We start from the raw sequence: 20101 nt of genomic DNA, 5'->3' as shown, positions 1-20101 counted from the left end.
GCCTACCGCAAAGGGGGCAGAAAACGCTCGGGGTGGGCAGCCCGGTACGCCCACCAGGCCTCCCAGTCGCGGGGCCGCCCCTCAGCCTCGGCCCAGTGCCAAAAGTTCATCAGCAAGGAGCGGGCTGTGCGGGTTTCCTGGTAGAAGATCTCCGCCCCAAGCCCTCCCTCCTCCATCAACCCCGAGTCGTAGAAGGCCCGTAGGGCAGCCTCCAGGTCGTAGGGAACCTGGCGAAACTCCACCCGCAGGTGGTTCTCCCCCAACTCCACCACCACATACTGAGCCCGGGCGTCGCCGTTGAAGGGCGAGCCCACCGCCCCGCTGTTGAGCACCAGGGTCCGCTCGAGCCTACCCATGAACGGGCGGTGGGTGTGGGAACCCACCAACAGCCGGGCTGGGTAGCGGTCCTCAATCTCCCCAAGTACCCCCAAGGCGTGCTCGTCATAGCCCTCGCGGTAGTGCCGGGGTGAGCCATGGGTTACCCGCAGCGTTACCGGCTGGCCCACCCCCCCAGCCTGCCCCAGGCAGAACACCCCCACCCCGTCCACCACCACCTGGTAGGGCAACCCAGCCAGCCAGTCCAGGTGCTCCTGGGAAAGCCGACCCACCGACCAGGCCGCCGGGGCAAAGAGGGGATCTTGGTATAGCTCGGCGATAGAGGGGTCGCACCGGGCCCAGCGCACCAACAGATCGTCGTGGTTGCCCAGGGTGAAGTAAAGCCCTCTGGGAGCTAGCGCCCTCCCCTCCTGGGAAGTGCTCAGGTGCAGCAGACGCTCCACTACCTCACGGCTTGCCGGCCCACGGTTGACCAGGTCGCCGTTTACGATAACCATTTCCGGCTGCACCTGGCGCAGGTCAGCCAAAACCGCCTCCAAAGCCGGTAAATTCCCGTGAATGTCCGCCAAGACCGCAACCCGCATGGCTAGTGTTCCGGAACAAACGGGCTGTTTTGCAAGCTGATAAGCCCCGCCGCCAAGGCAACAAGCCCCAGCAACAACACGCTGCTGCTAGCCAGCAACAGCAACCAGAAAAAATCGCGCAGGGCCCACAAGGGCGAGGTCTTTGGAACCCGGCGGAGGAGCGAAAAACCCCCTACGGCCACCAGCCAGAGAACCACCAGCAACAAAAGACCCCGGGCCATAACCCTAGGATAGCAGGCCCTTCCAGGAGAAGAGCCCCGGGCTTCGCCGGGGCCTGCTGGCGGGCCGTGAAGGATTCGAACCTCCGACTTTCCGTTTTGGAGACGGACGCTCTACCAGGCTGAGCTAACGGCCCCTGTTTTGGCTTTCCCATCGGAATTTTTCGGGGTACCACAGCGCCCCGTAGCCCCCATTTTGCTTTGGAGAGCAGCAAAAGTCAACCCTGAGCGAGGTTGGCGAAAAGTCCTCATTCTCGCCCTGCGACCGCGTCCCCATACCCAGGGCGCCGCCATTGCCACCCCACCTACGCCCGGGAGCACAACGGCCCGTGGGCGACAACACCTCAACCCCACAGCAAAGCAGCCGCTAGCCCTTCCACCCGGTGGGTTCCAGTCCAGGGTGCGTTTTCCGCTTGTGCGCAGGCTTCACATGCTAGAATGGACCACAATGGTTAGTCTAAGGGAGAGGCTATGAGACACCTTTTGTGCGCGGCGCTTGTGGTTCTCTCGCTGGGCTCAGCACAGCAAAACCAGGCCGCAACCCAGCAAACCCTGCAACAGGCCCAGGCCGCCCTCGAGGCCGGGCGGCTGAACGAGGCCGTGCGGGGCTTTGAGGCGGTCATCGCCCGCGATTTCACCAACTACAGCGCCCACTTTGGGTTGGGCCTAGCCCTTTACCGGCTAGGCGACCTGCGGGGCGCAGCCTTTGAGTTCACCCAGCTCACCGTGCTGGACCCCAACCGCTTTGAGGGCTGGTTCAATCTAGGGGTGGTGCGCGACCGGCAGGGCCAGGCCGCTGAAGCCGCCGAGGCCTTCGCCAAGGCGGTTGAGGTGGGGGAAAGGGCTAATCTGGGCCCCGCTGATCTCAAGCCGGCCTATGTGGGCCAGGTAAAGGCCTTGCGAGGCCAGGGGCAGCACGAAGCTGCCGCCAACGCGGCCCGAAAAGGTCTGGAAAAGCTACCCGGCGACCCCGAGCTGACCTCGCTGCTGGCCGACAGCCTGGTACGGGCTGGAAAACCCCTAGAGGCCCTTCCGGTGCTCTACCAGATAGTCAGCCGCGAACCCAGCAATGTGCAAGCGGTTTCCCAGATAGCCGACATCTACGTAGCCCAAGGCCTTCCCCAGCGGGCCCTGCGGGAGATCGACCGAGGGCTGGAAGCTGCCCAGGACAACAGCACCCGGGCCCAGCTCCTCCTGAAAAAGTCCACCTTGCAGCAGGGACGGGAGCAGACCGCCTCACTGCAGGAAGCGGTGCGCCTTGACCCCAAGCTTTGGGCCGCCCACTACAACCTGGGGGTAGCCCAGCTACGGGAGGGCAACGCGAGGGGTGCGTTGGAATCTTTCCAAAACGCCTACGCGCAAAACCCCGAGGAACCCAAGATTCTGCTAGGTCTGGCCACCGCCTACGACCGGTTGGGCCGGGCCGCCGAAGCGGGGCGCTTTGCCGCCATGGCCGCCCGCCTCGGCCAGGGCAACGAGCGGCTCGAGGCCCTCTTCCTCCAGGGAAAGTCGGCCTATACCTTGCGCCGCTACAACGAAGCGGTGGAGCTGCTCTCCCAGCTCACCCAACAAAAACCCGACAACGCTGAGGCCTGGTTCCTTCTAGGGGTCTCCCAGTTCAACCTGAAGGACTATGCCGCCGCCGCGGCCTCGCTCGAGCGAGCCCAAAGCCTGGCCCCCAGCGCCGCTACCGCGGCCAACCTAGGCGCTGCCCTCTACTCAGCGGGCCGCTACTCCGACGCCGAGCGGGTGCTCTCCCAAGCGGTGGCCTTGGACAACCGCAACCCGGTAGCCTGGTACAACCTGGGCCTGGCGCTGCGTTCCTTGGGGCGCGCCGCAGAGGCCCGCCGGGCCTGGCAGCGCTCCGCCGAGCTGGGCTACGGCCCCGCTCGCGAACTCCTACGGTAACCATGGGTTGGCTTCGCACAAACTGGCTTGACGCGCTGATTTTCCTCCTGGTAGCCCTCATCATGGCCGGGGTGGTGCTCTTCCTGACCGGGGTGAACCCCTTCGCGGGTCAGCAGCCCTCCCCCTCAGCATCCCAGCCCCAGCCCACCGTGCCGCAGGCCGCCCCGGTCCAGCCGGTCTCGCCGCCCAATCCCACCCCGCCAGCCCCAGCGGAAAAGCCGCAGAGCGAACCGGTGGTGACCGTACAACCCATCCCCCAGCCCGAGCCCATCAAGCCCGTACCGGCCCCCCCGCAGGTGAGCAGGTCTACCCCATTGGAGTCCCCCAAAACTTCCTCAGCACCTCCCCCACCCCCAGCCACCCCGCCCCAGGCCCGCCGCCCCAGCCTGGCGGCCGACCCAGGGGGGAGCTGGTGGGTGGTCGTGGGGGCCTTCAGCAACCCCGAGAACGCCCTGCGGCTGGCCTCTGGGCTCCGCAGCCAGGGCTACCCCGCCCGGCTCGAGGAGTCGGACAACCTAACCCGGGTCTGGGTGGGCCCCTACGCCAGCCAGAACCGGGCCCAAACCGTTGCCAGCACCCTAAGCGCCCACGGGCCGCGCATTACCCGTCAGGCCCCCCAGTCATCCCCTCCCCGCTACCTCCAGGTAGGGGCCTTCCGCAACGCCAAGAGCGCCCAGCCGGTCGTTGACGCTGTGCGAAAGGCCGGGTACCCGGTGGTCTTGCTGGAAGAGGGGGGTCTGATCAAGGTGCGGGTGGGCCCCTTTGCTGACCCGGGCCCCGCTGCCGCCGCGCTGCGGGAGCAGGGGCTCGAGGTTCTGGAGGTTCGCTAGATGCACAGAGGTGTCTCCCATGGCTAAAGTGCCCAGCGCCGCGATCTCCCGTCTGGTCACCTATCTGCGTATTCTGGAAGACCTAGAGGCCCGCGGCATCCACCGGACTTCCTCTGAGCAGCTCGCAGAGGAAGCCCAGGTCACCGCCTTCCAGGTGCGCAAAGACCTCTCCTACTTCGGCAGCTACGGTACCCGGGGGGTTGGCTACACCGTCCAGGTGCTGCGCCGCGAGCTGCGCCAAATTCTAGGCCTCAACCGCCGCTGGGGCCTATGCATCGTGGGGATGGGCCGGCTGGGCCAGGCCATCGCCGACTACCCAGGTTTCAGCGAGATATTCGAGCTGCGGGGCCTATTTGACCGCGACCCAGCCAAGTTCGGCCTGAGCTTTCACGGCCTCTCCGTGGAGAGCGTGGAAAACCTGCCCCGAGCGGTTGCCGAGCGGCGCATAGACTTTGGCCTCCTGGCGGTTCCCGCAGACTCGGCCCAAGCGGTGGCCAACCGCCTGGTAGAGTCGGGAATCAAGGGCATCCTCAACTTCGCCCCAGCGGTCCTGGAGGTACCCAAGGAGGTGGCGGTGGAGAACGTGGACTTTCTGGCTGGCCTAAGCAGGCTTTCCTTCTTTGTGCTGAATCCAAAGTGGCGAGAGGAGATGATTGGATGAGAAAGCCTATAGCCTTGATGGCGGTTGCCTTCATCCTATCAGGTTGCAGCAACTTCGTGGCCGACCTGGGCATCCCTACGGTGCGCTTCAACCCAGTCTCAGCTGGCCCCACCGCCAGCGGGTACCAGGTGGTCTTTGAAATTCAGCCCCTCCCAGGAAGCCCCTCGGCCACCTTGCTGCAGGTCAACCTGAGCGGGGCCCCCCCCGCCAGCATCGGGGCCGCGGTGCCGGAGTGCCCTCCTTCCACCAAGCCCGACGACTGCCCCAAGCTCACCAAGACCCTTACCTTTACGAGCAACCCGGGCACCCTGGCCATCACCGGATACACCGCCCAGAGCCTGAGCGGAACGGTGCGCACGGTAGCCCTGCCTGGCCAGGTCATCATCAACCCGTAGGACCGAAAGCTGGCCTGGACCCTGTTTCTTAGAGTATTTCCGAGCTATAATCCCCCAGGATGAGCATAAAAGACCTCGCCCCCGAGCTCACCACCCTTATGGCCGCCTTTGAGGACCAGTTAAGGGAGGTGGTGCGCTCGGAGGTGGAGTTCATCCGCCTGATTGAGGAGGACCTGGTGACTGCGGGGGGCAAGCGGATTCGGCCCCGGCTGGTCTTCCTGAGCAGCAGCGCCTTAGGTGGGGTACCCCACGCCATGGAGCTGGCCTTGGCGGTGGAGCTGCTTCACTCCGCCTCGCTCCTCCACGATGACCTCGTGGACGATGCGGAAACCCGGCGGGGCAAGGAGGCTGCCTTTCGCAAGTACGGCAACGCGGTCTCGGTGCTCTCGGGCGACTACCTGCTCTCCCGGCTGATGGCCCTGCTGGCCCAGACCCGATGCATGGAGCTGGTGGCCATGTTCGCCGAGGTAGCCCGGGAGCTTTCCGAAGCAGAGGTGCTTCAGTTCCAGATAGCCGCCCTGGGCGAGCACTCCTTGGAAAACTACGAGCGCATTATCGACGGGAAAACCGCTTCGGTGATGCGGGTAGCCTGCGAGGGCGCCGCGGTGCTGGGCCAGGCCCCACCCCACCTCCGCGAAGCCCTGGCCCGCTTTGGGCGGCTTTACGGCCAAGCCTTTCAGATGCGGGACGACTACCTGGACCTGATGGGCAGCCCAGAGGTGCTGGGAAAGCCTGCTGGAGGCGATGTACGCGAGGGAAAGGTTACGCTCATCACGCTATGGCTCCTGGAGCGCTACCCCGAGGAGGTGGGGGCCATCCTCAAACGCAGGGGGGGGCAGCCGGAGGACATCCCCAGGCTGCGAACCCTGGCGGTGGAGTCGGGGGTAGCCCAGCAAGTGGAGGCCGCCATTGCGGCGCGGGTGGAGGCTGCCCTGGGGGCCCTGCGCCTCCTGCCGGCCTCGAGCGCCCGGGAGGAGCTAGAGGCCCTGGCCCTGCGAGAACGGGTGCGGGTCAGGTAGGCCCGCTCAGCAGCCCCACTCCTCTTTGGTGATCTCCATGGGGATAAACTCGTGCTTAGGGCCCAGGCTTAGGCCTAGGCGCAGCCCGCCTTGGGGCGGTTTCTCCACGTGGCGGAACCCGGCCTTCTCAAAGGCCCGTTGGGCCCGCAGGTTGTGCTTGTAGGTGCGGAGCTTGACCTTCTTTAGGCCCAGCTTGCAGAAGGCGTACTCCAGCACTGCCTTGACGGCGTCGGTGCCGTAGCCCTGCCCCCAGCGGTCCTTGGCCCCAATCAGGATGCCCAAGGTGGCCTCGCTGGGGGTGAGCTCGTAGAGTTCCACCGTGCCCAGCCACTCCCCCCGCTCGTCCAGGATGCCAAAACCCAACCGGTCACCCCGGGCTACCTCGCCCATCACCACCCGCTTGAAAAGCCAAAGCGGCATCCTGAGCGGCCGGCTGCCGTTCCACTCGGCAATCTCGGGGTCACGAAAGCAATCGTAGAAACGGCGCCACTCGGTCTCGCTCAGGGGCTCGGTAAAGGGCTTCAGGGTCACCCTGCCGTGGCGGGGCCAGGTGCTGCTAGCCGTCACAACCCTAGCATACGCCAAGACCAGGTGGGGCTATGGGTAGAGGCCAAGCATGGCCCGGGCCTCAAGCACACGGGTGGCCGCCACGATATAGGCCGCGGTGCGAAGGGTGACCCTTTTCTCCTGAGCCACCTGCCAGACCGCTTCGAAGGATTGGCGCATCAACCGCTCGAGCCTGGCGTTTATCTCTCCCTCCGTCCAAAAAAAGCTGTTGAAGTCCTGCACCCACTCAAAGTAGCTCACCGTAACCCCGCCTGCGTTGGCGATCACGTCGGGCACCACCACAATGCCCCGCTCGGCAAGGATGTCGTCAGCGGCAGGGGTGGTGGGGCCGTTGGCCCCTTCAGCAATCACCTTGCACTGCAACTTCCAGGCGTTGGCCTCGGTAATCTGCTTCTCCAAGGCCGCGGGTATCAGGAACTCGCAGGGGGTGGAGAAGAGCTCCGGGGCCGGAATGGGCTCGGCCTTGGGGTAGCCCCTAACCCCACCCATCTGCCGCACGTAGGCGGTGAGGTCGTAGGGGTCAATACCCCCGTCGTTGCGAATGGCCCCGGTGACGTCGGAAACTGCTACCAGCCGGGCCCCATGGTCGTGGAAGATACGGGCCGCGGCGTTGCCCACGTTGCCAAAACCCTGGACGACCACCCGGCTGCCCTCCACCGAAAGGCCTATCTTCTCCGCTGCGGCTGCCGCGGTTACAAAAACCCCCCGCCCCGTGGCGTCTTGGCGCCCTAGGGAACCCCCGACGGCAATGGGCTTTCCGGTCACCACCCCAGGGACGGTGCGGCCCACGTTCATGGAGTAGGTATCCATCATCCAGGCCATCTCACGAGCGCCAGTACCCAGGTCAGGCGCCGGGATGTCCTTATCCGGCCCGATGATGATGCCGATCTCCGAGGTATAGCGGCGGGTCAGGCGCTCCAGCTCCCCTGGCGAAAGCTTGCGGGGGTCTACCCGCACCCCACCCTTACCGCCTCCGTAGGGAAGGCCCACCGCGGCGTTCTTTATGGTCATCCAAGCCGCCAAAGCCATCACCTCGGAGAGGGTTACGTCCTGGTGGTAGCGCACCCCACCTTTGGCCGGGCCGCGGAAGGTGTTGTGGTGGACCCGGTAGCCCTCAAAGTGGGCCACGGAGCCGTCGTCAAGCTGGACGGGCACATCCACCACCAGGATGCGCTTGGGCCGCTTGAGGTCCTCCACCCAGAAGGCCAGCTTGCCCAGGTAGGGGGTCACCCGGTCCACCTGGGCCAAGTAGATCTCCCATGGTCCAATGTTCTCGCTGGAAAGGTACGAAAGCGGTTCCGACTTCATCCTCTTCTCCTCATGGGTAAACCCCGCGCAGGCGGGTGGCCTCGTTGATGCGTTCCAGGGCCAGGGCATAAGCCCCAACCCGTAGGTCGCCGCCCAAGGGGCGGGCCCGCTCGAGCACCGCCTGCAGGCTTTGGTGAACGAACTGGCGCAGCCGCTGCTGAACCTCCCCCTCTTCAAAGAAGAGCATCGAGAGATCCTGCACCCACTCCAAGTAGGAGAGCACCAGCCCTCCCCCATTGGCCAGGACATCGGGCACCACCTCGGCCCCGTTCAGCCGCAGAAGGTACTCGGCTTCAGGGGTCACCGCCCCGTTGGCCCCCTCGACAACCACCCGGGCCTGCACCTGCCGGGCGTTCTGCTCGTTGATTGCGCCTTCCAGGGCCGCTGGCACCAGGTAGTCCACTTTCAGGCTGAGAAGCTCGAGGTTGGCAATCGGGCGCCCCCCCGGAAAACCCGCCAGGTGGCCCCACTTCTGGTAGTAGGCCTCCAGCGCAGCCACATCGAGCCCCTCGGGGTTGTAGACCCCACCCCGGCTGGTGGAGACCGCCACCACCTTCAGACCTTCCTTCAGGGCGTAGCGGGCCACCGCACCGCCCATCTGACCAAAGCCTTGGATGGCTACCGTGGCCCCTTCCAGGGGCCAGCCGTTGGCTCGAGCCAAATCGGCCAGCACGTAGACCAGCCCCTGCCCTCCCCCCTCGTCCCTCAGGGAGACCCCCCCCAGGGGGAGGGGCTTCCCGGTCACCGCGCTCAGGATGGTCTGGCCTCGGGTCATGGTGAAGGTATCCTGGAACCAGGCCATGATGGTCTGGTCGGTTCCGACATCCGGGGCCAGCACGTCCTCATCCGGGCCCAACAGCTCTATGAGCTCGGTCACGTAGCGGCGCGACAGGCGCTCCAGCTCGCGGCGGGAGAGCTTCCCCGGCTCCACCGCCACCCCCCCCGCCGACCCCCCGAAGGGCAGGCCATAGACCGCCGCCTTCAGGGTCATCCAGGCCGCCATCCCGCAGGTCTGGCCTAGGCTCACCTCGGGGTGGTAGCGCACCCCGCCCAGGGCCGGTCCCCGGGCGATGTTGTGGATCACCCGGTAGGCGGTAAAGTTGCGCACGCTTCCGTCGTCCATCACCACCGGGAGGGAAACCCCCACGACGCGCTTGGGGTGGGTGAGGTACTGGATGGTGGCAGGGTGAATCTGCGCGACCCGGATGGTGGCCTCGAGCCGGCGCAGGAAGCTCTCCCAAAGGCCGGCTTCGCCTGGGGGACGGTAGGCGTTTCTGAGTGGCATGAGAACCTCCTTCGCGTAGACGAACAGCCGTTCAAGAGTATACCCGCCCGTTGCCCAACCCCAGGGCGTCCGGTAGGCTCTTGCCCATGAGCGAGGCGCGCACCTTGGAGCTGGTTTTTCCCGAGCACGCCAACCCCGGCGGCAACGCTTTTGGGGGGTTCGTGCTGGGCTTGATGGACAAGGTAGGCTCATACGCGGCCATCCGCCGGGCCCGCAAGCGGTGCGTAACGGTGCGGGTGGGGGAGGTGGTCTTTGAGGTGCCGATCAAGGTAGGGGACCTGCTCGAGGTGGTGGCCCGGGTGGTGCGGGTGGGGCGCACCTCCCTCACGGTCGAGGTGGAGGTGTACCGGGAAAACCTGCGCGAACCTAAGATGCTTGCCACCAAGGGCAACCTGACCTACGTGGCGGTGGACGAGCAGGGCCGGCCGGTTCCGGTGGACGAGCCTCCCCCTTCGGTCTAGGCCTCCACCCAAAGCTCCCCAGCCGGAGCCAGGGTCAGCGCGGGCCAGGGCCTCGGGTCGCCCCTAAGCGGCCGCAGGCGGGAGAAGAGCCCCAGGGCCACCCGGAGGGTCATCTGGGCAAAGTGCATGCCCAAGCATGTGCGCTCTCCCCCGCCAAAGGGCAGGTAGGCCCAGGCCGGAATCCGCCCCAGGAAGCGGGAGGGGTCAAAGTCAAGGGGATTGGGCCAGAGCTCGGGGTGGCGGTGGGTCAGGTAGGGGCTGTAGAGCACCAGACTCCCCTTGGGAATCAGGTGGCCCTCCCACTCCACCGCCCGTGCCGCCCGGCGGCTTCCCACAAAGCCCGGAGGGTAGAGGCGCAGGGTCTCCTTGAGGAGCAGGGGAAGCCCTTCGGGGGTGTTCCACTGGGGGTACAGGGCCGCGTGCCAGAGGGCCCAGGCCAGGGTATGGGCCGTGGTGTCGTAGCCCGCGGCCAGGCCCACCACCACCTCCTCCAGGGGCAGGTGGGCGGCCAGACCACACCCTGCCTGCTGCAAACCCCGCACCATCCGGCGCACCCGGGCAAAAAGCAAGGGACGCGGCACCAAAGGGGCCGGAAAGGGCCGTTTCAGAGGGGCCAGGAACCGGGCCAGGAGCCCTGGGGGAAAGCGCCCCTCAAAGTAGAGGAGGTTGAGGGCGGTCTGGGCAGCCTTAGAAGACCAGGCCACCGCCTCAAAAGCCCCTTGCGGCCGAACGGCCCTCAGGGCCTCCCGCAAGCGCTCCTCCAGGGCCATCAGGGCTCGAGCGTGGAAGTGGGGGTTGAGCGTCTGCCGCTGGGGTTTGTGGAAGGGAGCGTCGGTGGTGATGATCCCCCCGCTCAGGTAAGGGGTAAGGCTGGCAAGGCTCCCGCGGGAGCGGAAGGCGTTCAGGTCGGAGAGAACCAGGCGGTTCCAGGCGGGGCTAAAACCCACCACCGCCCTGCGGCCCAGCCTCAGGCCAAACACAGAGCCCAAGGCCGCCCCCTCCTCCAAAAGGGAAAGCGGCTCCCCCGCCCAGCGGGGCAGGTGGCCGAAGGGACCCCAGGGGTAGCCCTTGGGTTCTGGCAGGCTAGAGCGCCCCATCCTCCACCCTCCGCAGGAGCCACCCAGCCCCATTCCAGCCGGAGAGCAGGGCCAGAGGCACCCCCCCGCCTGGGTGCACCGTCCCCCCCACCTGGACCAGGTTGGCCAGACGCCCCACCCTCCACCCCGGCCGCAGGGCCCCAAGGAGGCCGTGTGGGGCTCGGCCGTACAGGGCCCCCCGGTAGGCGGTCTGGCTGTAGTCCAAAGGGCTCAAAGCCCGCCACTCGGCTATGGGAAGGGGGTGGAGGCCGCGAAGGCTGAGGAGCAGGTGGCGGGCATACTCCTGAACCCCCACTGGGGGGTTTCCTCTCCCTCGCAGAGGGGGGGCGTTGACCAGCAGAAACCCGGCCTCCCCATCCGTATGCAGGTAGAGGGTGGGGGTCTTGGGCCAGTGGCCCCGCTCTATCTCCCCCCATTCACCCCGGTAGTCGGGGGAAAAGTAGACGTAGTGGCCAAGCGGAACCGGCTCCTTGAACCTCATGAGCACCGCAAAACCGGAGACCCCCAGCGCATAGCGGGGCATGGGGAGACCCAGCCACCCCAGGGTGAAGTGCCGGTCGGCAGCCGAGACGTAGAGGTCGGCGCACATCTTTCCTCCTGGGGTCTCCAAAGACAGCACCCGCCCTCGAGCGGCCCACATCCGCAGAACCCTCTGGCCAAAGTGAAACCTCACCCCAAGGCCCTTGGCCAGACCGTACAGCCGGTCCACCAGGGCCCGCAAGCCCCCCGGCAGGTGGAAAACCCCCAGCCCCAGCTCTACCCAGGCGATGTTGTGCAGCACGGCCGGGGCCCTGTAGGGGTTGGCGCCCAGGTAGGTGGCGAAGCGCAGGAAGAAGGGGGTGAGGTAGGGGCCAGAGGCCACCAGGTCGGCCAGGGTGCGAAAGGGGTAGGCCCTGGGACCCTCGAGCAAACCGTAGCGCAGGAGCTTCCCCAAAGGGGGTGGAGGGCCGAACAGAAAGGTCCCCTTCACCCCCTCGTAGAGCCGCCTCGCCACCCCTAGCAAACGCAGGTAGTCCCGGGCCTCCTCCTGGGAGAGCTGGGCCAGGGTGGGCTCCGGCTCGAGCTCGGGCGCAAACACCCGGCCATCCGGCCAGATGTAGCGGGTGAGGGGGGAGACCGGTCTGAGCCCCTCAATCCCCTGGCCCCACTCAGCCAGGATGCGGAGGGGCACCTCCGGCAGGGTGAGCAGGGTGGGCCCGGTGGGCACCCCCTCCCAGCCCACCGCCTTACCCCCGGGCTGGTGGAGCTGCTCGACAACCTCCACCTCGAGCCCCGCCCTGCGGAGCCTGAGCGCCGCGGCCAGACCCGCGAAACCCGCGCCTACCACAATCGCTTTCACCGGGTGTACTCCCTCCCCTTCCAGGTGTAGCGCCGCTGGGCGGAGCGCCAGTAAATGGGAGCGCTGAGCAGGGGGGCCAGGGGTACCAACAGGAACTCCCACCCATCCCGTCCGGTCTTCAGGCCCAGCATAACCCGCTCTAAAAAGCCCATGCCTCCCACCCAAAGCCACAGGGGGTCAACCAGGGCCAGGGGCCAGCACAGGGTGTAGGCCAAAAGGTGGGCCAGGTAGGAAAGGAGGAGCAGCCAGCGGCTTCGGGCGTGGAACTCAATCAGGTTCTTACCCAATCCCTCCACCACCTCGGCGTAGCTCCGGTACATCCGCACCGATACCCAACCGTCCCCCAGGGCCACCGCCAACCGCACCCCCCTGGCCTTGGCCCGCTGGGCCAGGCGCACATCCTCCAGCACCTCGCCGCGCACCGCGGCATGCCCCCCCACCACGCAGTAGGCCTCGCGCTGGAAGGCCATCACCTGACCGTTGGCCGCCGCGGCCTGGGGAAAGGGGGTACGGACCAGTGGATAGGGCAGATAGCACAAAAGCACGTCGTCGATCAGGGGCAGCAGGACCCGCTCGAGGAGGGTGGGGGTTACCTGGCGCGGGTATACCGAGACCAGGCCCGCCCCCTCCCGGCGCATAAAGTCCAGCACCGCCCCCACCCCCCCCTCCCTCCAGCACACGTCGGCATCGGTGAAGATCAGCACCTCGCCCCGGGCCACCTGGGCGAGCTGGTGGCAGGCCCAGGCTTTGCCCACCCACCCCTCGGGTTTGGGCCGGCCCGGGATCAGGCGCACCCGCCTGTCGCCCCGGGCCAGGGTCTCCACCACCCCAGCCGTGCCGTCGGTGGAGCCGTCGTCAAGGAGCAGCACCTCCCCCACCTCCTGCCGCAGCAGGCCCGGGAGGGTCTTCCGCAGGTTGTGGGCCTCGTTGCGAACCGGAACCAGCAGGGAAACCTCGGGAAAGGGCCCATCCTGGCCTCCGCGGAGCACCGGGAAGGAAAATAGGTTTACCAGCAACACCAAAAGCTTTAGCCCAAGCCAGAGGAGAACCGCGTAGAGAAGGGGCTCGAGCCACCCCATCCCTACCCACCCCCACCCACCAGCCTCCCCAGCCAGGCTCCCCAGCGGGCCATCCGCTCGTGGGTGCTCCTCCGGCCAGGGAGGGCCAGGGAGAACCCCGGCAGGGGTTCTTCGGCAGGGGAGGTCCGCACCAGGTCGTCCAAAAGGCCCAGGGCCTCCCCCAAGGCCCTGCCCAGAAGGTCCAGCTCGGGCTCCACGGGCTCCCCGAACACCAAGTAGGCCTCGGGAAACTCATGCCCGCGCAGCACCACCCTCGAGGCCACCGGCACCACCTGCACCCCGGCCTTCCGGGCCAGCCAGACCGCCCCGGGGCGCAACTCCCCCAAAGCCCCCGGCGGGCGCAGCTCGCCCTCGGGGAAGAGCACCAACACCTCTCCTCGCCCAAGGGCCCGCAGCGCCTCCCGGGGGCGGTTCGCCGGCACCGTTTCCAGATACCTGAAGAAGGGGAACTCCCTGAGCCGGGCCTCCCCTACCACCACCCGGAAGGGCCGCCCGGAACGGCTGAGCAGGACCGGCAGCAGGTAGCTGTCCCACCAGGAATGGTGGTTGCTCGCCAGCACACAGGCCCCCCCGGGCAGCCCCCCCCGGATCCAAACCCCCCGCAGCCCCCGCCGCAAACTCCGCCGGAACAGGAGGTGAAAGCCAAGGCGGAGGAGCCAGTGTGTAGGCCGCAACTCACCCCTCACCACACCGCTCCTTTTCCCAGGCCAGAAGGTTCATCGCCAGGCCGCAGACCAAAGCCGCAGGCCAAAACCCCAGCAGGGCCAGCCCCGTGGGGAGAAAGAGGGCCTCTAGGCGATAGGCCCAACCGAACCCTCCCGCTGAAAGGCTGGGGGCCAGCCGACCGTAGACCCAGGAGAGGCCGCAACCCACCGCGAACCAGGCCAGGTAGTTGAGCAAGGGCGCCCCGTACCAGAAGGGGTGGGGATCCTGCCAGGTCCAGTACCCCTGGGCGGTCATCAAGGCCTCTAGGCCCAGGTCCCAGGCCACCGCCATAAGCCCCACCCGAACCACCCGACCCCGGGCGAGGGCATGCGCAGAGAGCACCAGAGCGAACCAGCCCAAAGGCACAATCAGCGGAACCCCCCAAAGGTGCGGCCCCGGGGCGCCCTCGTAGGTGTAGCGCCCAAAGGGCAGGCCGGTGCGGCTCCCCACAAACTCCACCCCAAGGCCCAGGCCAAAGGCCACCGCCGCCAGCCCAAGGGCCCGCCACCCCAGGCGCCCAAAGGCCCAAAGCAGAGCGGAAAGGCCCAGAAGGACCATCTGGGCCAGGGCCAAAAGGGGGAATTCCTGAGGGTAAATCGGCACCGGAACCCGCACCAGCACCGCCAAGGCCAGAAAGACCATCCACGGCTCAGTCCGCCTGCCCAGCCACCCCAGCCGGGCCCGGGCGCCTGGATGACCCAGCAGCCAGCCGAGCTGGGCGGCCCAGACACCCGCCAGCACACCCCCAACCCAGGCCGCCCACCCCCCACCCAGCCAGAAGCCTACCCCACCCCCCAGCAGCCCCACCGGCAACCCCGAGCGGAGCAGAACAGCCCGGCCAGGCCAGAGCAGGTCGGCCCCCAAAAACCACAAAGCGGCCAGCCCAGCCCCCCCCACGGCCAACAGCGCCCCTAGGGGAGCTTCCCGGTCGCCCACCCAAACCCCTGCCCCGAGCAGGGCCAGGCCCAGCCCCACCCCTCCTCCCAACCATCGCAGCCCAGGCGGGCTGGACCCCACCCTCGAGGGCCTCACCCAAAGCGCCGGCAGCAGGCCCACGAGCACCGCCGCCAACACCCCTACCCCCACAAGCCCACCCCCCAGCGGCGCCAAAGCGCCCCCAAGGCCGCCCGGGCAAAAACCGGTACGTCCACGCTGGCCATAACCTGAAGGTCCTCGAGCCACCCCGTGGCCTCATCCAAAAAGCGCAGCACCCGCTGGGGCGGGTTCTTCCGGAAAAGCCGGCTAAAGACCCTCTCCCCCGAAGAATAGCCCCTCTCCAAGAGGTGCAGCAAAACGCTGTCCATGAGGGCGTGGCGAATCGAGCCAGGCTCGAGCACCGGCCGGCCCCTTTCCTGCAGGGTCTGGGCAATGCGGCGGGCCTGGGCCTGGATGCGCTGAAAGGTGTAGCCCGTGGAGGCCTTGGTGCAGCCACCGGCGGTGCCAATGTGGACCACCCGCGGGCTGGGCTGCTGTGGGAGGGGCGCATCGGTCATGGGGATAACCCCGAACTCGCGCTCCAGCACCTCGTAGCGCTCCACACCCAGCACGCCTTCCAGGTACTCCTTCAGGCCCTGGTCGTAGGCTTCGGGGGGCAGAAGGCGCTGGGAAAACAGGGTGTACTCCACCAGGGCGGTCTGGGCATCAAAGGGGAGGACGTAGCCAAAGCACACCGGCCCCCGCTGGGGCAGGCGAAAGTCCATCAGGGTGGCGGCCTGGGGGTCGAAAACCGGCCTGGAGGCGCGCACCACCCAGCCCTTGAAGTGCTGAAGAAGGCGGTGGTAGCGGGGGCTGGGCGGTGGGGGCTGGTACAGGCTGCTGAAGACCCACTGGCCCCGGTACACCCGGCCCCCCTGCTCCACCCAGGGCCCCTCCTCATCCTCTCCTATGCGGGTGACCTCGCCGTAACGCAGGGTGAGCTGGGGCTGAGTGGACATCCAGCGCTCCATGTGGGCGTAGAAATCGCGGCCGCGGATCATCTTGTAGGTGTATGGGGCGATGCTGAGCCGCTGGCCCTGGTCCTCCCCAAAGAACCAAAGGTGCTCCCAGCGGCGGAAAACCAGGGGCTCAAAAGGACCCGCCTCCACCTCCCAAAAGCACCAGGTGCGGTCGTTCTCGGTCTTGGGGGCTCGCTCGAGCAGGAGCACCCGGCCTTCCACCCCCGCCTGAGCCAGGTGGTAGACCAGGCTGAGCCCCGCCGCTCCCGCACCCGCAACGATGAAGTCGTAGCGCTCACCCACCCATCTAAAAAATTAGGCCACCCGAGGGCCAACGTGTGGACGGGGGCTACAAACCAAGCCCCGTTATGGCGGGCGTTAACCCCACGTTGGGCCCTCCCAGCCAACCCTCCCCGCCCTTAACCCGCCCAAGCCCGGAGGCCTGATGGGCAAGGGCAGCGGCATAACGCCAGGATTACGGAGAAGGCCCTACCTTGGGCGATAGGTGCCGGTGCCCACCGGCCTGTGGGGGCTTGAATGAACAGGCTCAAGACCTGCCGTGCATGCGGAGCCAGGGAGCTCCTCAGCTTCCTGAGCCTAGGGCGGCTACCCCTGGGCAGCCTCCGCAGGCTCGATCAACTCAACGTGGTGGAAAAACGCCCGCAACTCGAGCTGGGCTTCTGCCCCCGCTGCGGGCTGGTACAGCTCCTAGGCGGAGCGCAGGAGGCCATCGAAAGCGGGTCGGTCTACGGAAGCTGGAGGACGCTGCTGGCCCAGATGGAAATCCGGCGCCCAAAGCAGGTGCTGGCCTTGGAGGGCTGCCCCTTGGAACTCCTGAGCCGGCTCGAGCGGGGGGGAGCCCGGGTGCTCTACCTCGACCCCCACCCTGAACGCAGCCAAACCGCCCTGAGCTGGGCTATTCCCACCCGCCGGGCCCGCTTTGACCACGCCCTGGCCCTCCGGCTCAAGGAGGAGGGGTTCCAAAGCGACCTCATCCTGGCGGGGCATCTGCTCGCCTACACCCACGACCCCAACGGGCTGCTCGAGGGGCTTGCCCAGGTGTTGGCGGAGCAGGGTCACCTGGTCCTGGAGCTGCCCAACCTGCGCGAGCTGCTCGAGGGCCGCCGCTTCACCCGCTTTAGCCCCCCGCAACAGAACTACTTCTCCGTGGGAGCGCTGAAGCGGCTGGCCCAGCGGCACGGACTTCAGCTCCAACGGGTGGAAGCGCCCGCACCGGGGCTGTTGTGGGTCCATCTGGGCAGGACCGGGCCCAGCGAAGCAGGGGTGGAACGGTACCTGGAGGAGGAGCGCAGGCTGGGTCTGGAAGGGACGGCCTACTACCTCGAGTTCGGCTCCCAGGTGGCCGCCCTGAGGGAGGCCCTGCTGACCCTTCTGACCGAGCTGAAGGCCCGAGGCCGCCGGATTGCGGTCTACGGAGCCTGCCCAGAGAGTGCGCTCCTTCTCAACTTCGTTGGGCTAGGGCCCGAGGTGGTGGACTGCCTGGTAGACCCCGACCCGCGCAAGCAAGGGCACTACATAGCAGGGGTCCACGTGCCCGTCCAAGGTCCGCAGAGGCTGCTCGAGCGCCCCACCGATTACCTCCTGCTCCTCCAGGAGAACCTCGAGGAGGTGAGCCGCTGGTTGCCGGGCTACCTGGAGGGCGGGGGCCGCTGCATTCTGGCGCTGCCCTACCCTCGCATCCTGGCCCCTCAGCCCGCCCAGATGGCCCCCTAGGTTCTCACCTTTAGAGCACCCCCTGCCCTCGGGATGCGGGGCCCTAACCGGGCTGGATAACATCCAGCCGCCGGCTAGGCCTGGATGCGAACCCGGGGGGGAAGGGAGACCTCCTCACTGCGGGCCCCCTGCTGGACACCGATCAAAAAGCTCATCTTCATCATGGCGATGATCTGCTCGGTCTGACCAGCCTTGACCAGCTCGTCTATGTACTCAGCCAGCCCAGGTGGAAAGGGCATCTGCTGAAGGGCCTCTCGGTTGGCCTCAACCATTTGGCGAATCCATTCCACAGGCGTCATAGCTACTTGCCAATATAGCACTCAACTTTCCTAACATTAGGGTCCCCTGACACTATATCCGCTGAGACCTTCGCTCGTTGGCTGAGAGGTCGCTGTTCAGCCAGGCCAGCACCGCCTCCGCCGCGGCCAGGTTGGTTGCCAGGGGCACGTTGTGCACATCGCAGACCCGCATCAAGGCCTGCACATCGGGCTCGTGGGGCTGAGCCTCCAGGGGGTCGCGCAGGAAAATTACCGCCAGCACCCGCTCCTCAGCCACCATGGCCCCAATTTGCTGGTCGCCGCCCAAGGGCCCCGAGAGCATCCGCGTCACACTGAGCCCTACCTTTTCCTGCAAGAGCCGGCCAGTGGTTCCGGTAGCCACCAGGGGAAAGCGGGAAAGGAGCTCCCTGTGGGTCATGGCGAAGGCCACCATATCGGTCTTCTTGCGATCGTGGGCAATCAGGGCGAGCGCCTTCATGAACCCCAGATTACCCAAATATTCTGGCCCTTGCCCAAAGGAGGGGGCTGGGGAAAACTTTGGGAGAGGTGAACATGGTTGAGGCTCTTCTCTCTCCTAGGCAGTTCTTCCAGGCCCTCCAGGAGCGCAGGCCCAACCTGACAGCGCCGTTTCTGATCGTTCTGGCCGCCAGCACGCTGGCCACCTTGGGCAACCTGCTCCTGGTGCGCCTGCTGCCGCCCTCCACCCCTGGTGGATTCGCCCTGCAGCTCCTGCTCGGCCTTGTGGGAGGGGTGGTGGGGGGCATCGTGTTCTGGGGGCTGGGCGGGCTTATCATCCGCTTGCTGGCGGGCCCCGACAGCCGGGCCTGGGAGGTCTACGGCTGGGGCAACGTCCCGGGGTTGCTGGTAGGGCTGGTGCTGCTGCCCATAGGGGCCCTCTTCCCTATCACCGCCGAGCTGCCCCCCTTACCCCCGCTCAACGACACCGAGGCCTTTCGGGCCTGGCAACGAACCTACCAGGCAGCGGTGGCCTCGGCCCCCACCACCCGGGTGGTGCAGGGCCTGGGTCTGGTGAGCCTGGCCTGGTCCCTTTGGATCATCGGCACAGGCCTGCGGGTTCTGGTACCCCAAAGGGCCTGGCTGGCCACCCTAGGGGTGGCTGCGGCTTCCCTGGCCTTCACCCTGTGGGGTATCCTAGGCCAGGGTTGAGGCGCTCCACCATGAAACGCTGGTTGGGGTGGTTGTTGCTCCTCTCCTTGGGCCTCACCGCCTTTGGTCTGCTGCGGCCCCGCCCCGAGCAGGCTTTGGCAGTAAACGTGGTGCGGGCAGAGCGGGGGGTCTTCGTTCGAGAGGTGCGGGCCAACGGGGTGGTGGAGGCTCGAGTCTATACCCTCAGCTTCCCTCGGCCGGGCCGGGTGGCCGCGGTGAGGGTGCGGGAGGGAGACCGGGTGGAGGCTGGGCAGGTGCTGGCGGTGCTCGAGACCGGGGATGAAGAGGCCCGGCTCGAGGCCACCAAGAAAGCCCTGGAGGCCTTGCGGCTGCGGCGGCGGGCCCAGGAGGCCGAGTTCCAAAGCAGCCGCGTCCGTCTGGAAAACCAGCTCGAGGAGGCCCAGCGAACCCTGCAGACCCTCCGGGAACTGCTTGGGGTTGGAGGGGTGGCCCGGACCGAGGTGGAGCAGGCCCAAAGGCGGACGGCCGAACTGGAGGCCCAGCTCAGAAGCCTATCCGAAGCCCATCGTGGGACCCAGCTCGAGCTCTCAGCCCAGATGGAGGCCCGGCGAAGCGAGGTGGTGGCCCTCGAGCGGGCCCTGGCCCAGTCCACCCTGAGGGCACCGGTGGCCGGTACGGTAGCCAGCGTGGGCTACCTGGTGGGGGTAGAGGCGGCTGGGGGTGGAGCCATCCGGCTGGTGGAGGCGGGGAGCCTACGGGTGCAGGCCCGCCTAGCCGAGGCCGACATCCCTGGGGTCCAGCCAGGGCAGCCGGTGCGGCTCGAGCTGGACGCCCTTCCCGGAGAGCCCCTCCTGGGCCAGGTGGAACGGCTGGGCACACAGGCCGAGGTAGCAGGGAGCGGGGGCAGCGCAGTGCTCCCGGTGTTCATCCGCTTCACGGAGCCCAAAGCCGAGGCCCTGGTCCGCCCTGGCCTAAGCGTCACCGCCCGCATCACCACCCTGCACCTCCAAGAGGCCCTCCAGGTCCCTCTGGAAGCTTTGGTAGAGGAGGGAGACCAGCACTATGTCTGGGAGATAGACGAGCAGAGCCGGCGGGTCCGAAAGGTTCCCGTGATGCTGAAGGCCCGCAACCTCACCCGGGCCGTGGTAGAGGGAATCGGTGAGGGCAGCCTACTGGTCTCGCTGCCGCCTGAGTCCCTAAGAGAGGGGCTGAGGGTGAGCTACCGAGGGGGTTAG

General features: G+C 67.1%; 22 protein-coding genes and 1 tRNA gene. 9 read left to right on the top strand and 14 right to left on the bottom strand.

Features of this window, described 5'->3' with window-relative positions; translation table 11 throughout:
• Window positions 1-2 precede the first annotated feature (2 nt).
• From NZ849_RS01660 to NZ849_RS01650, 3 genes are all read right to left on the bottom strand, one after another.
• Complete coding sequence (locus tag NZ849_RS01660; RefSeq protein ID WP_295386553.1) at window positions 3-920, bottom strand: metallophosphoesterase; 918 nt, start codon at window positions 918-920, stop codon at window positions 3-5.
• Between the two features lie 2 nt (window positions 921-922).
• The gene (locus tag NZ849_RS01655) at window positions 923-1141 is read right to left on the bottom strand and encodes a hypothetical protein (protein WP_295386556.1); all 219 of its coding nucleotides are present in this window, start codon (window positions 1139-1141) and stop codon (window positions 923-925) included.
• Between the two features lie 57 nt (window positions 1142-1198).
• Window positions 1199-1275, bottom strand: a tRNA-Trp gene (locus NZ849_RS01650).
• A 334-nt stretch (window positions 1276-1609) separates the two neighbouring features.
• Between NZ849_RS01650 and NZ849_RS01645 the strand changes: the two genes are divergently transcribed.
• From NZ849_RS01645 to NZ849_RS01625, 5 genes are read left to right on the top strand one after another with little or no spacing between them, the layout of a single operon-like run.
• Window positions 1610-3046: a tetratricopeptide repeat protein gene (locus tag NZ849_RS01645; RefSeq protein ID WP_295386559.1), complete on the top strand. Its 1437-nt coding sequence runs from the start codon at window positions 1610-1612 to the stop codon at window positions 3044-3046.
• A gap of 2 nt (window positions 3047-3048) precedes the next feature.
• Entirely contained in the window at window positions 3049-3876 is an 828-nt protein-coding gene (locus NZ849_RS01640; protein WP_295403356.1) for an SPOR domain-containing protein, read from the top strand.
• A gap of 19 nt (window positions 3877-3895) precedes the next feature.
• Window positions 3896-4537 carry a redox-sensing transcriptional repressor Rex gene (locus NZ849_RS01635; RefSeq protein WP_119361112.1) on the top strand — a complete coding sequence of 214 codons (642 nt, stop codon included), beginning with the start codon at window positions 3896-3898 and terminating at the stop codon, window positions 4535-4537.
• Entirely contained in the window at window positions 4534-4932 is a 399-nt protein-coding gene (locus tag NZ849_RS01630) for a hypothetical protein (RefSeq protein ID WP_295403353.1), read from the top strand. The genes NZ849_RS01635 and NZ849_RS01630 overlap by 4 nt, the downstream gene beginning before the upstream one ends.
• Window positions 4933-4991: 59 nt before the next feature.
• A complete protein-coding gene (locus NZ849_RS01625) occupies window positions 4992-5951 on the top strand; it encodes a polyprenyl synthetase family protein (protein ID WP_295386571.1) in 960 nt (319 codons plus the stop codon).
• 6 nt (window positions 5952-5957) lie between these two features.
• Here NZ849_RS01625 and NZ849_RS01620 read toward each other — a convergent pair whose 3' ends face one another.
• From NZ849_RS01620 to NZ849_RS01610, 3 genes are read right to left on the bottom strand one after another with little or no spacing between them, the layout of a single operon-like run.
• Window positions 5958-6518, bottom strand: coding sequence for a GNAT family N-acetyltransferase (locus NZ849_RS01620; protein WP_295386574.1), 561 nt, complete (start codon window positions 6516-6518; stop codon window positions 5958-5960).
• 30 nt (window positions 6519-6548) lie between these two features.
• Entirely contained in the window at window positions 6549-7826 is a 1278-nt protein-coding gene (locus NZ849_RS01615; protein WP_295386577.1) for a Glu/Leu/Phe/Val dehydrogenase, read from the bottom strand.
• 10 nt (window positions 7827-7836) lie between these two features.
• Window positions 7837-9111: a Glu/Leu/Phe/Val dehydrogenase gene (locus NZ849_RS01610; protein WP_295403351.1), complete on the bottom strand. Its 1275-nt coding sequence runs from the start codon at window positions 9109-9111 to the stop codon at window positions 7837-7839.
• Window positions 9112-9197: 86 nt separating this feature from the next.
• On the opposite strand from NZ849_RS01610, the gene NZ849_RS01605 reads away from it, so the two are divergent.
• Window positions 9198-9572 carry a hotdog domain-containing protein gene (locus NZ849_RS01605; RefSeq protein ID WP_295386582.1) on the top strand — a complete coding sequence of 125 codons (375 nt, stop codon included), beginning with the start codon at window positions 9198-9200 and terminating at the stop codon, window positions 9570-9572.
• Here NZ849_RS01605 and NZ849_RS01600 read toward each other — a convergent pair.
• Genes NZ849_RS01600 through NZ849_RS01575 form a run of 6 tightly spaced genes read right to left on the bottom strand, consistent with a single transcriptional unit; the run spans window position 9569 to window position 16029 of the window.
• A complete protein-coding gene (locus tag NZ849_RS01600) occupies window positions 9569-10669 on the bottom strand; it encodes a cytochrome P450 (RefSeq protein WP_295403348.1) in 1101 nt (366 codons plus the stop codon). The genes NZ849_RS01605 and NZ849_RS01600 overlap by 4 nt on opposite strands.
• Entirely contained in the window at window positions 10656-12008 is a 1353-nt protein-coding gene (locus NZ849_RS01595; RefSeq protein WP_295403345.1) for an NAD(P)/FAD-dependent oxidoreductase, read from the bottom strand. Before NZ849_RS01595 ends, NZ849_RS01600 begins: the two co-directional genes overlap by 14 nt.
• Window positions 12005-13087, bottom strand: coding sequence for a glycosyltransferase family 2 protein (locus NZ849_RS01590; RefSeq protein ID WP_295403342.1), 1083 nt, complete (start codon window positions 13085-13087; stop codon window positions 12005-12007). Before NZ849_RS01590 ends, NZ849_RS01595 begins: the two co-directional genes overlap by 4 nt.
• A 2-nt stretch (window positions 13088-13089) precedes the next feature.
• Window positions 13090-13773: a lysophospholipid acyltransferase family protein gene (locus NZ849_RS01585; protein ID WP_295403339.1), complete on the bottom strand. Its 684-nt coding sequence runs from the start codon at window positions 13771-13773 to the stop codon at window positions 13090-13092.
• Window positions 13763-14902 (bottom strand): carotenoid biosynthesis protein, encoded by a 1140-nt coding sequence (locus tag NZ849_RS01580; RefSeq protein ID WP_295403337.1) that lies wholly within the window; start codon window positions 14900-14902, stop codon window positions 13763-13765. The genes NZ849_RS01585 and NZ849_RS01580 overlap by 11 nt, the downstream gene beginning before the upstream one ends.
• Window positions 14869-16029, bottom strand: a complete 1161-nt coding sequence (locus NZ849_RS01575; RefSeq protein WP_295386600.1) for a lycopene cyclase family protein — start codon at window positions 16027-16029, stop codon at window positions 14869-14871. The genes NZ849_RS01580 and NZ849_RS01575 overlap by 34 nt, the downstream gene beginning before the upstream one ends.
• A 234-nt stretch (window positions 16030-16263) precedes the next feature.
• On the opposite strand from NZ849_RS01575, the gene NZ849_RS01570 reads away from it, so the two are divergent.
• A complete protein-coding gene (locus tag NZ849_RS01570) occupies window positions 16264-17460 on the top strand; it encodes a class I SAM-dependent methyltransferase (protein ID WP_295386603.1) in 1197 nt (398 codons plus the stop codon).
• Between the two features lie 74 nt (window positions 17461-17534).
• Here NZ849_RS01570 and NZ849_RS01565 read toward each other — a convergent pair whose 3' ends face one another.
• Window positions 17535-17759 (bottom strand): hypothetical protein, encoded by a 225-nt coding sequence (locus tag NZ849_RS01565; RefSeq protein ID WP_295386605.1) that lies wholly within the window; start codon window positions 17757-17759, stop codon window positions 17535-17537.
• 52 nt (window positions 17760-17811) lie between these two features.
• Window positions 17812-18216: a methylglyoxal synthase gene (locus tag NZ849_RS01560; RefSeq protein WP_295386608.1), complete on the bottom strand. Its 405-nt coding sequence runs from the start codon at window positions 18214-18216 to the stop codon at window positions 17812-17814.
• Window positions 18217-18290: 74 nt separating this feature from the next.
• On the opposite strand from NZ849_RS01560, the gene NZ849_RS01555 reads away from it, so the two are divergent.
• Together NZ849_RS01555 and NZ849_RS01550 are read left to right on the top strand one after the other, a co-directional pair.
• Window positions 18291-18905, top strand: coding sequence for a YIP1 family protein (locus tag NZ849_RS01555; RefSeq protein ID WP_295403335.1), 615 nt, complete (start codon window positions 18291-18293; stop codon window positions 18903-18905).
• 11 nt (window positions 18906-18916) lie between these two features.
• Window positions 18917-20101: an HlyD family efflux transporter periplasmic adaptor subunit gene (locus NZ849_RS01550; protein WP_295403330.1), complete on the top strand. Its 1185-nt coding sequence runs from the start codon at window positions 18917-18919 to the stop codon at window positions 20099-20101.

The organism is Meiothermus sp. (genome assembly GCF_025060375.1).
Lineage (GTDB): Bacteria > Deinococcota > Deinococci > Deinococcales > Thermaceae > Meiothermus.
Note: the sequence above shows the minus strand (reverse complement) of the source record. Positions and strands in the feature narration are given on the sequence as shown.

Excerpts from the sequence above, each read along its gene's own strand:
- NZ849_RS01610 (WP_295403351.1), bottom strand. The coding sequence starts at position 9,111 with ATGCCACTCAGAAACGCCTACCGTCCCCCAGGCGAAGCCGGCCTTTGG.
- NZ849_RS01590 (WP_295403342.1), bottom strand. The coding sequence starts at position 13,087 with ATGGGGTGGCTCGAGCCCCTTCTCTACGCGGTTCTCCTCTGGCTTGGG.
- NZ849_RS01565 (WP_295386605.1), bottom strand. The coding sequence starts at position 17,759 with ATGACGCCTGTGGAATGGATTCGCCAAATGGTTGAGGCCAACCGAGAG.
- NZ849_RS01635 (WP_119361112.1), top strand. The coding sequence starts at position 3,896 with ATGGCTAAAGTGCCCAGCGCCGCGATCTCCCGTCTGGTCACCTATCTG.
- NZ849_RS01555 (WP_295403335.1), top strand. The coding sequence starts at position 18,291 with ATGGTTGAGGCTCTTCTCTCTCCTAGGCAGTTCTTCCAGGCCCTCCAG.
- NZ849_RS01615 (WP_295386577.1), bottom strand. The coding sequence starts at position 7,826 with ATGAAGTCGGAACCGCTTTCGTACCTTTCCAGCGAGAACATTGGACCA.
- NZ849_RS01645 (WP_295386559.1), top strand. The coding sequence starts at position 1,610 with ATGAGACACCTTTTGTGCGCGGCGCTTGTGGTTCTCTCGCTGGGCTCA.
- NZ849_RS01630 (WP_295403353.1), top strand. The coding sequence starts at position 4,534 with ATGAGAAAGCCTATAGCCTTGATGGCGGTTGCCTTCATCCTATCAGGT.
- NZ849_RS01570 (WP_295386603.1), top strand. The coding sequence starts at position 16,264 with ATGAACAGGCTCAAGACCTGCCGTGCATGCGGAGCCAGGGAGCTCCTC.
- NZ849_RS01640 (WP_295403356.1), top strand. The coding sequence starts at position 3,049 with ATGGGTTGGCTTCGCACAAACTGGCTTGACGCGCTGATTTTCCTCCTG.
- NZ849_RS01660 (WP_295386553.1), bottom strand. The coding sequence starts at position 920 with ATGCGGGTTGCGGTCTTGGCGGACATTCACGGGAATTTACCGGCTTTG.
- NZ849_RS01655 (WP_295386556.1), bottom strand. The coding sequence starts at position 1,141 with ATGGCCCGGGGTCTTTTGTTGCTGGTGGTTCTCTGGCTGGTGGCCGTA.
- NZ849_RS01550 (WP_295403330.1), top strand. The coding sequence starts at position 18,917 with ATGAAACGCTGGTTGGGGTGGTTGTTGCTCCTCTCCTTGGGCCTCACC.
- NZ849_RS01600 (WP_295403348.1), bottom strand. The coding sequence starts at position 10,669 with ATGGGGCGCTCTAGCCTGCCAGAACCCAAGGGCTACCCCTGGGGTCCC.
- NZ849_RS01605 (WP_295386582.1), top strand. The coding sequence starts at position 9,198 with ATGAGCGAGGCGCGCACCTTGGAGCTGGTTTTTCCCGAGCACGCCAAC.
- NZ849_RS01560 (WP_295386608.1), bottom strand. The coding sequence starts at position 18,216 with ATGAAGGCGCTCGCCCTGATTGCCCACGATCGCAAGAAGACCGATATG.
- NZ849_RS01625 (WP_295386571.1), top strand. The coding sequence starts at position 4,992 with ATGAGCATAAAAGACCTCGCCCCCGAGCTCACCACCCTTATGGCCGCC.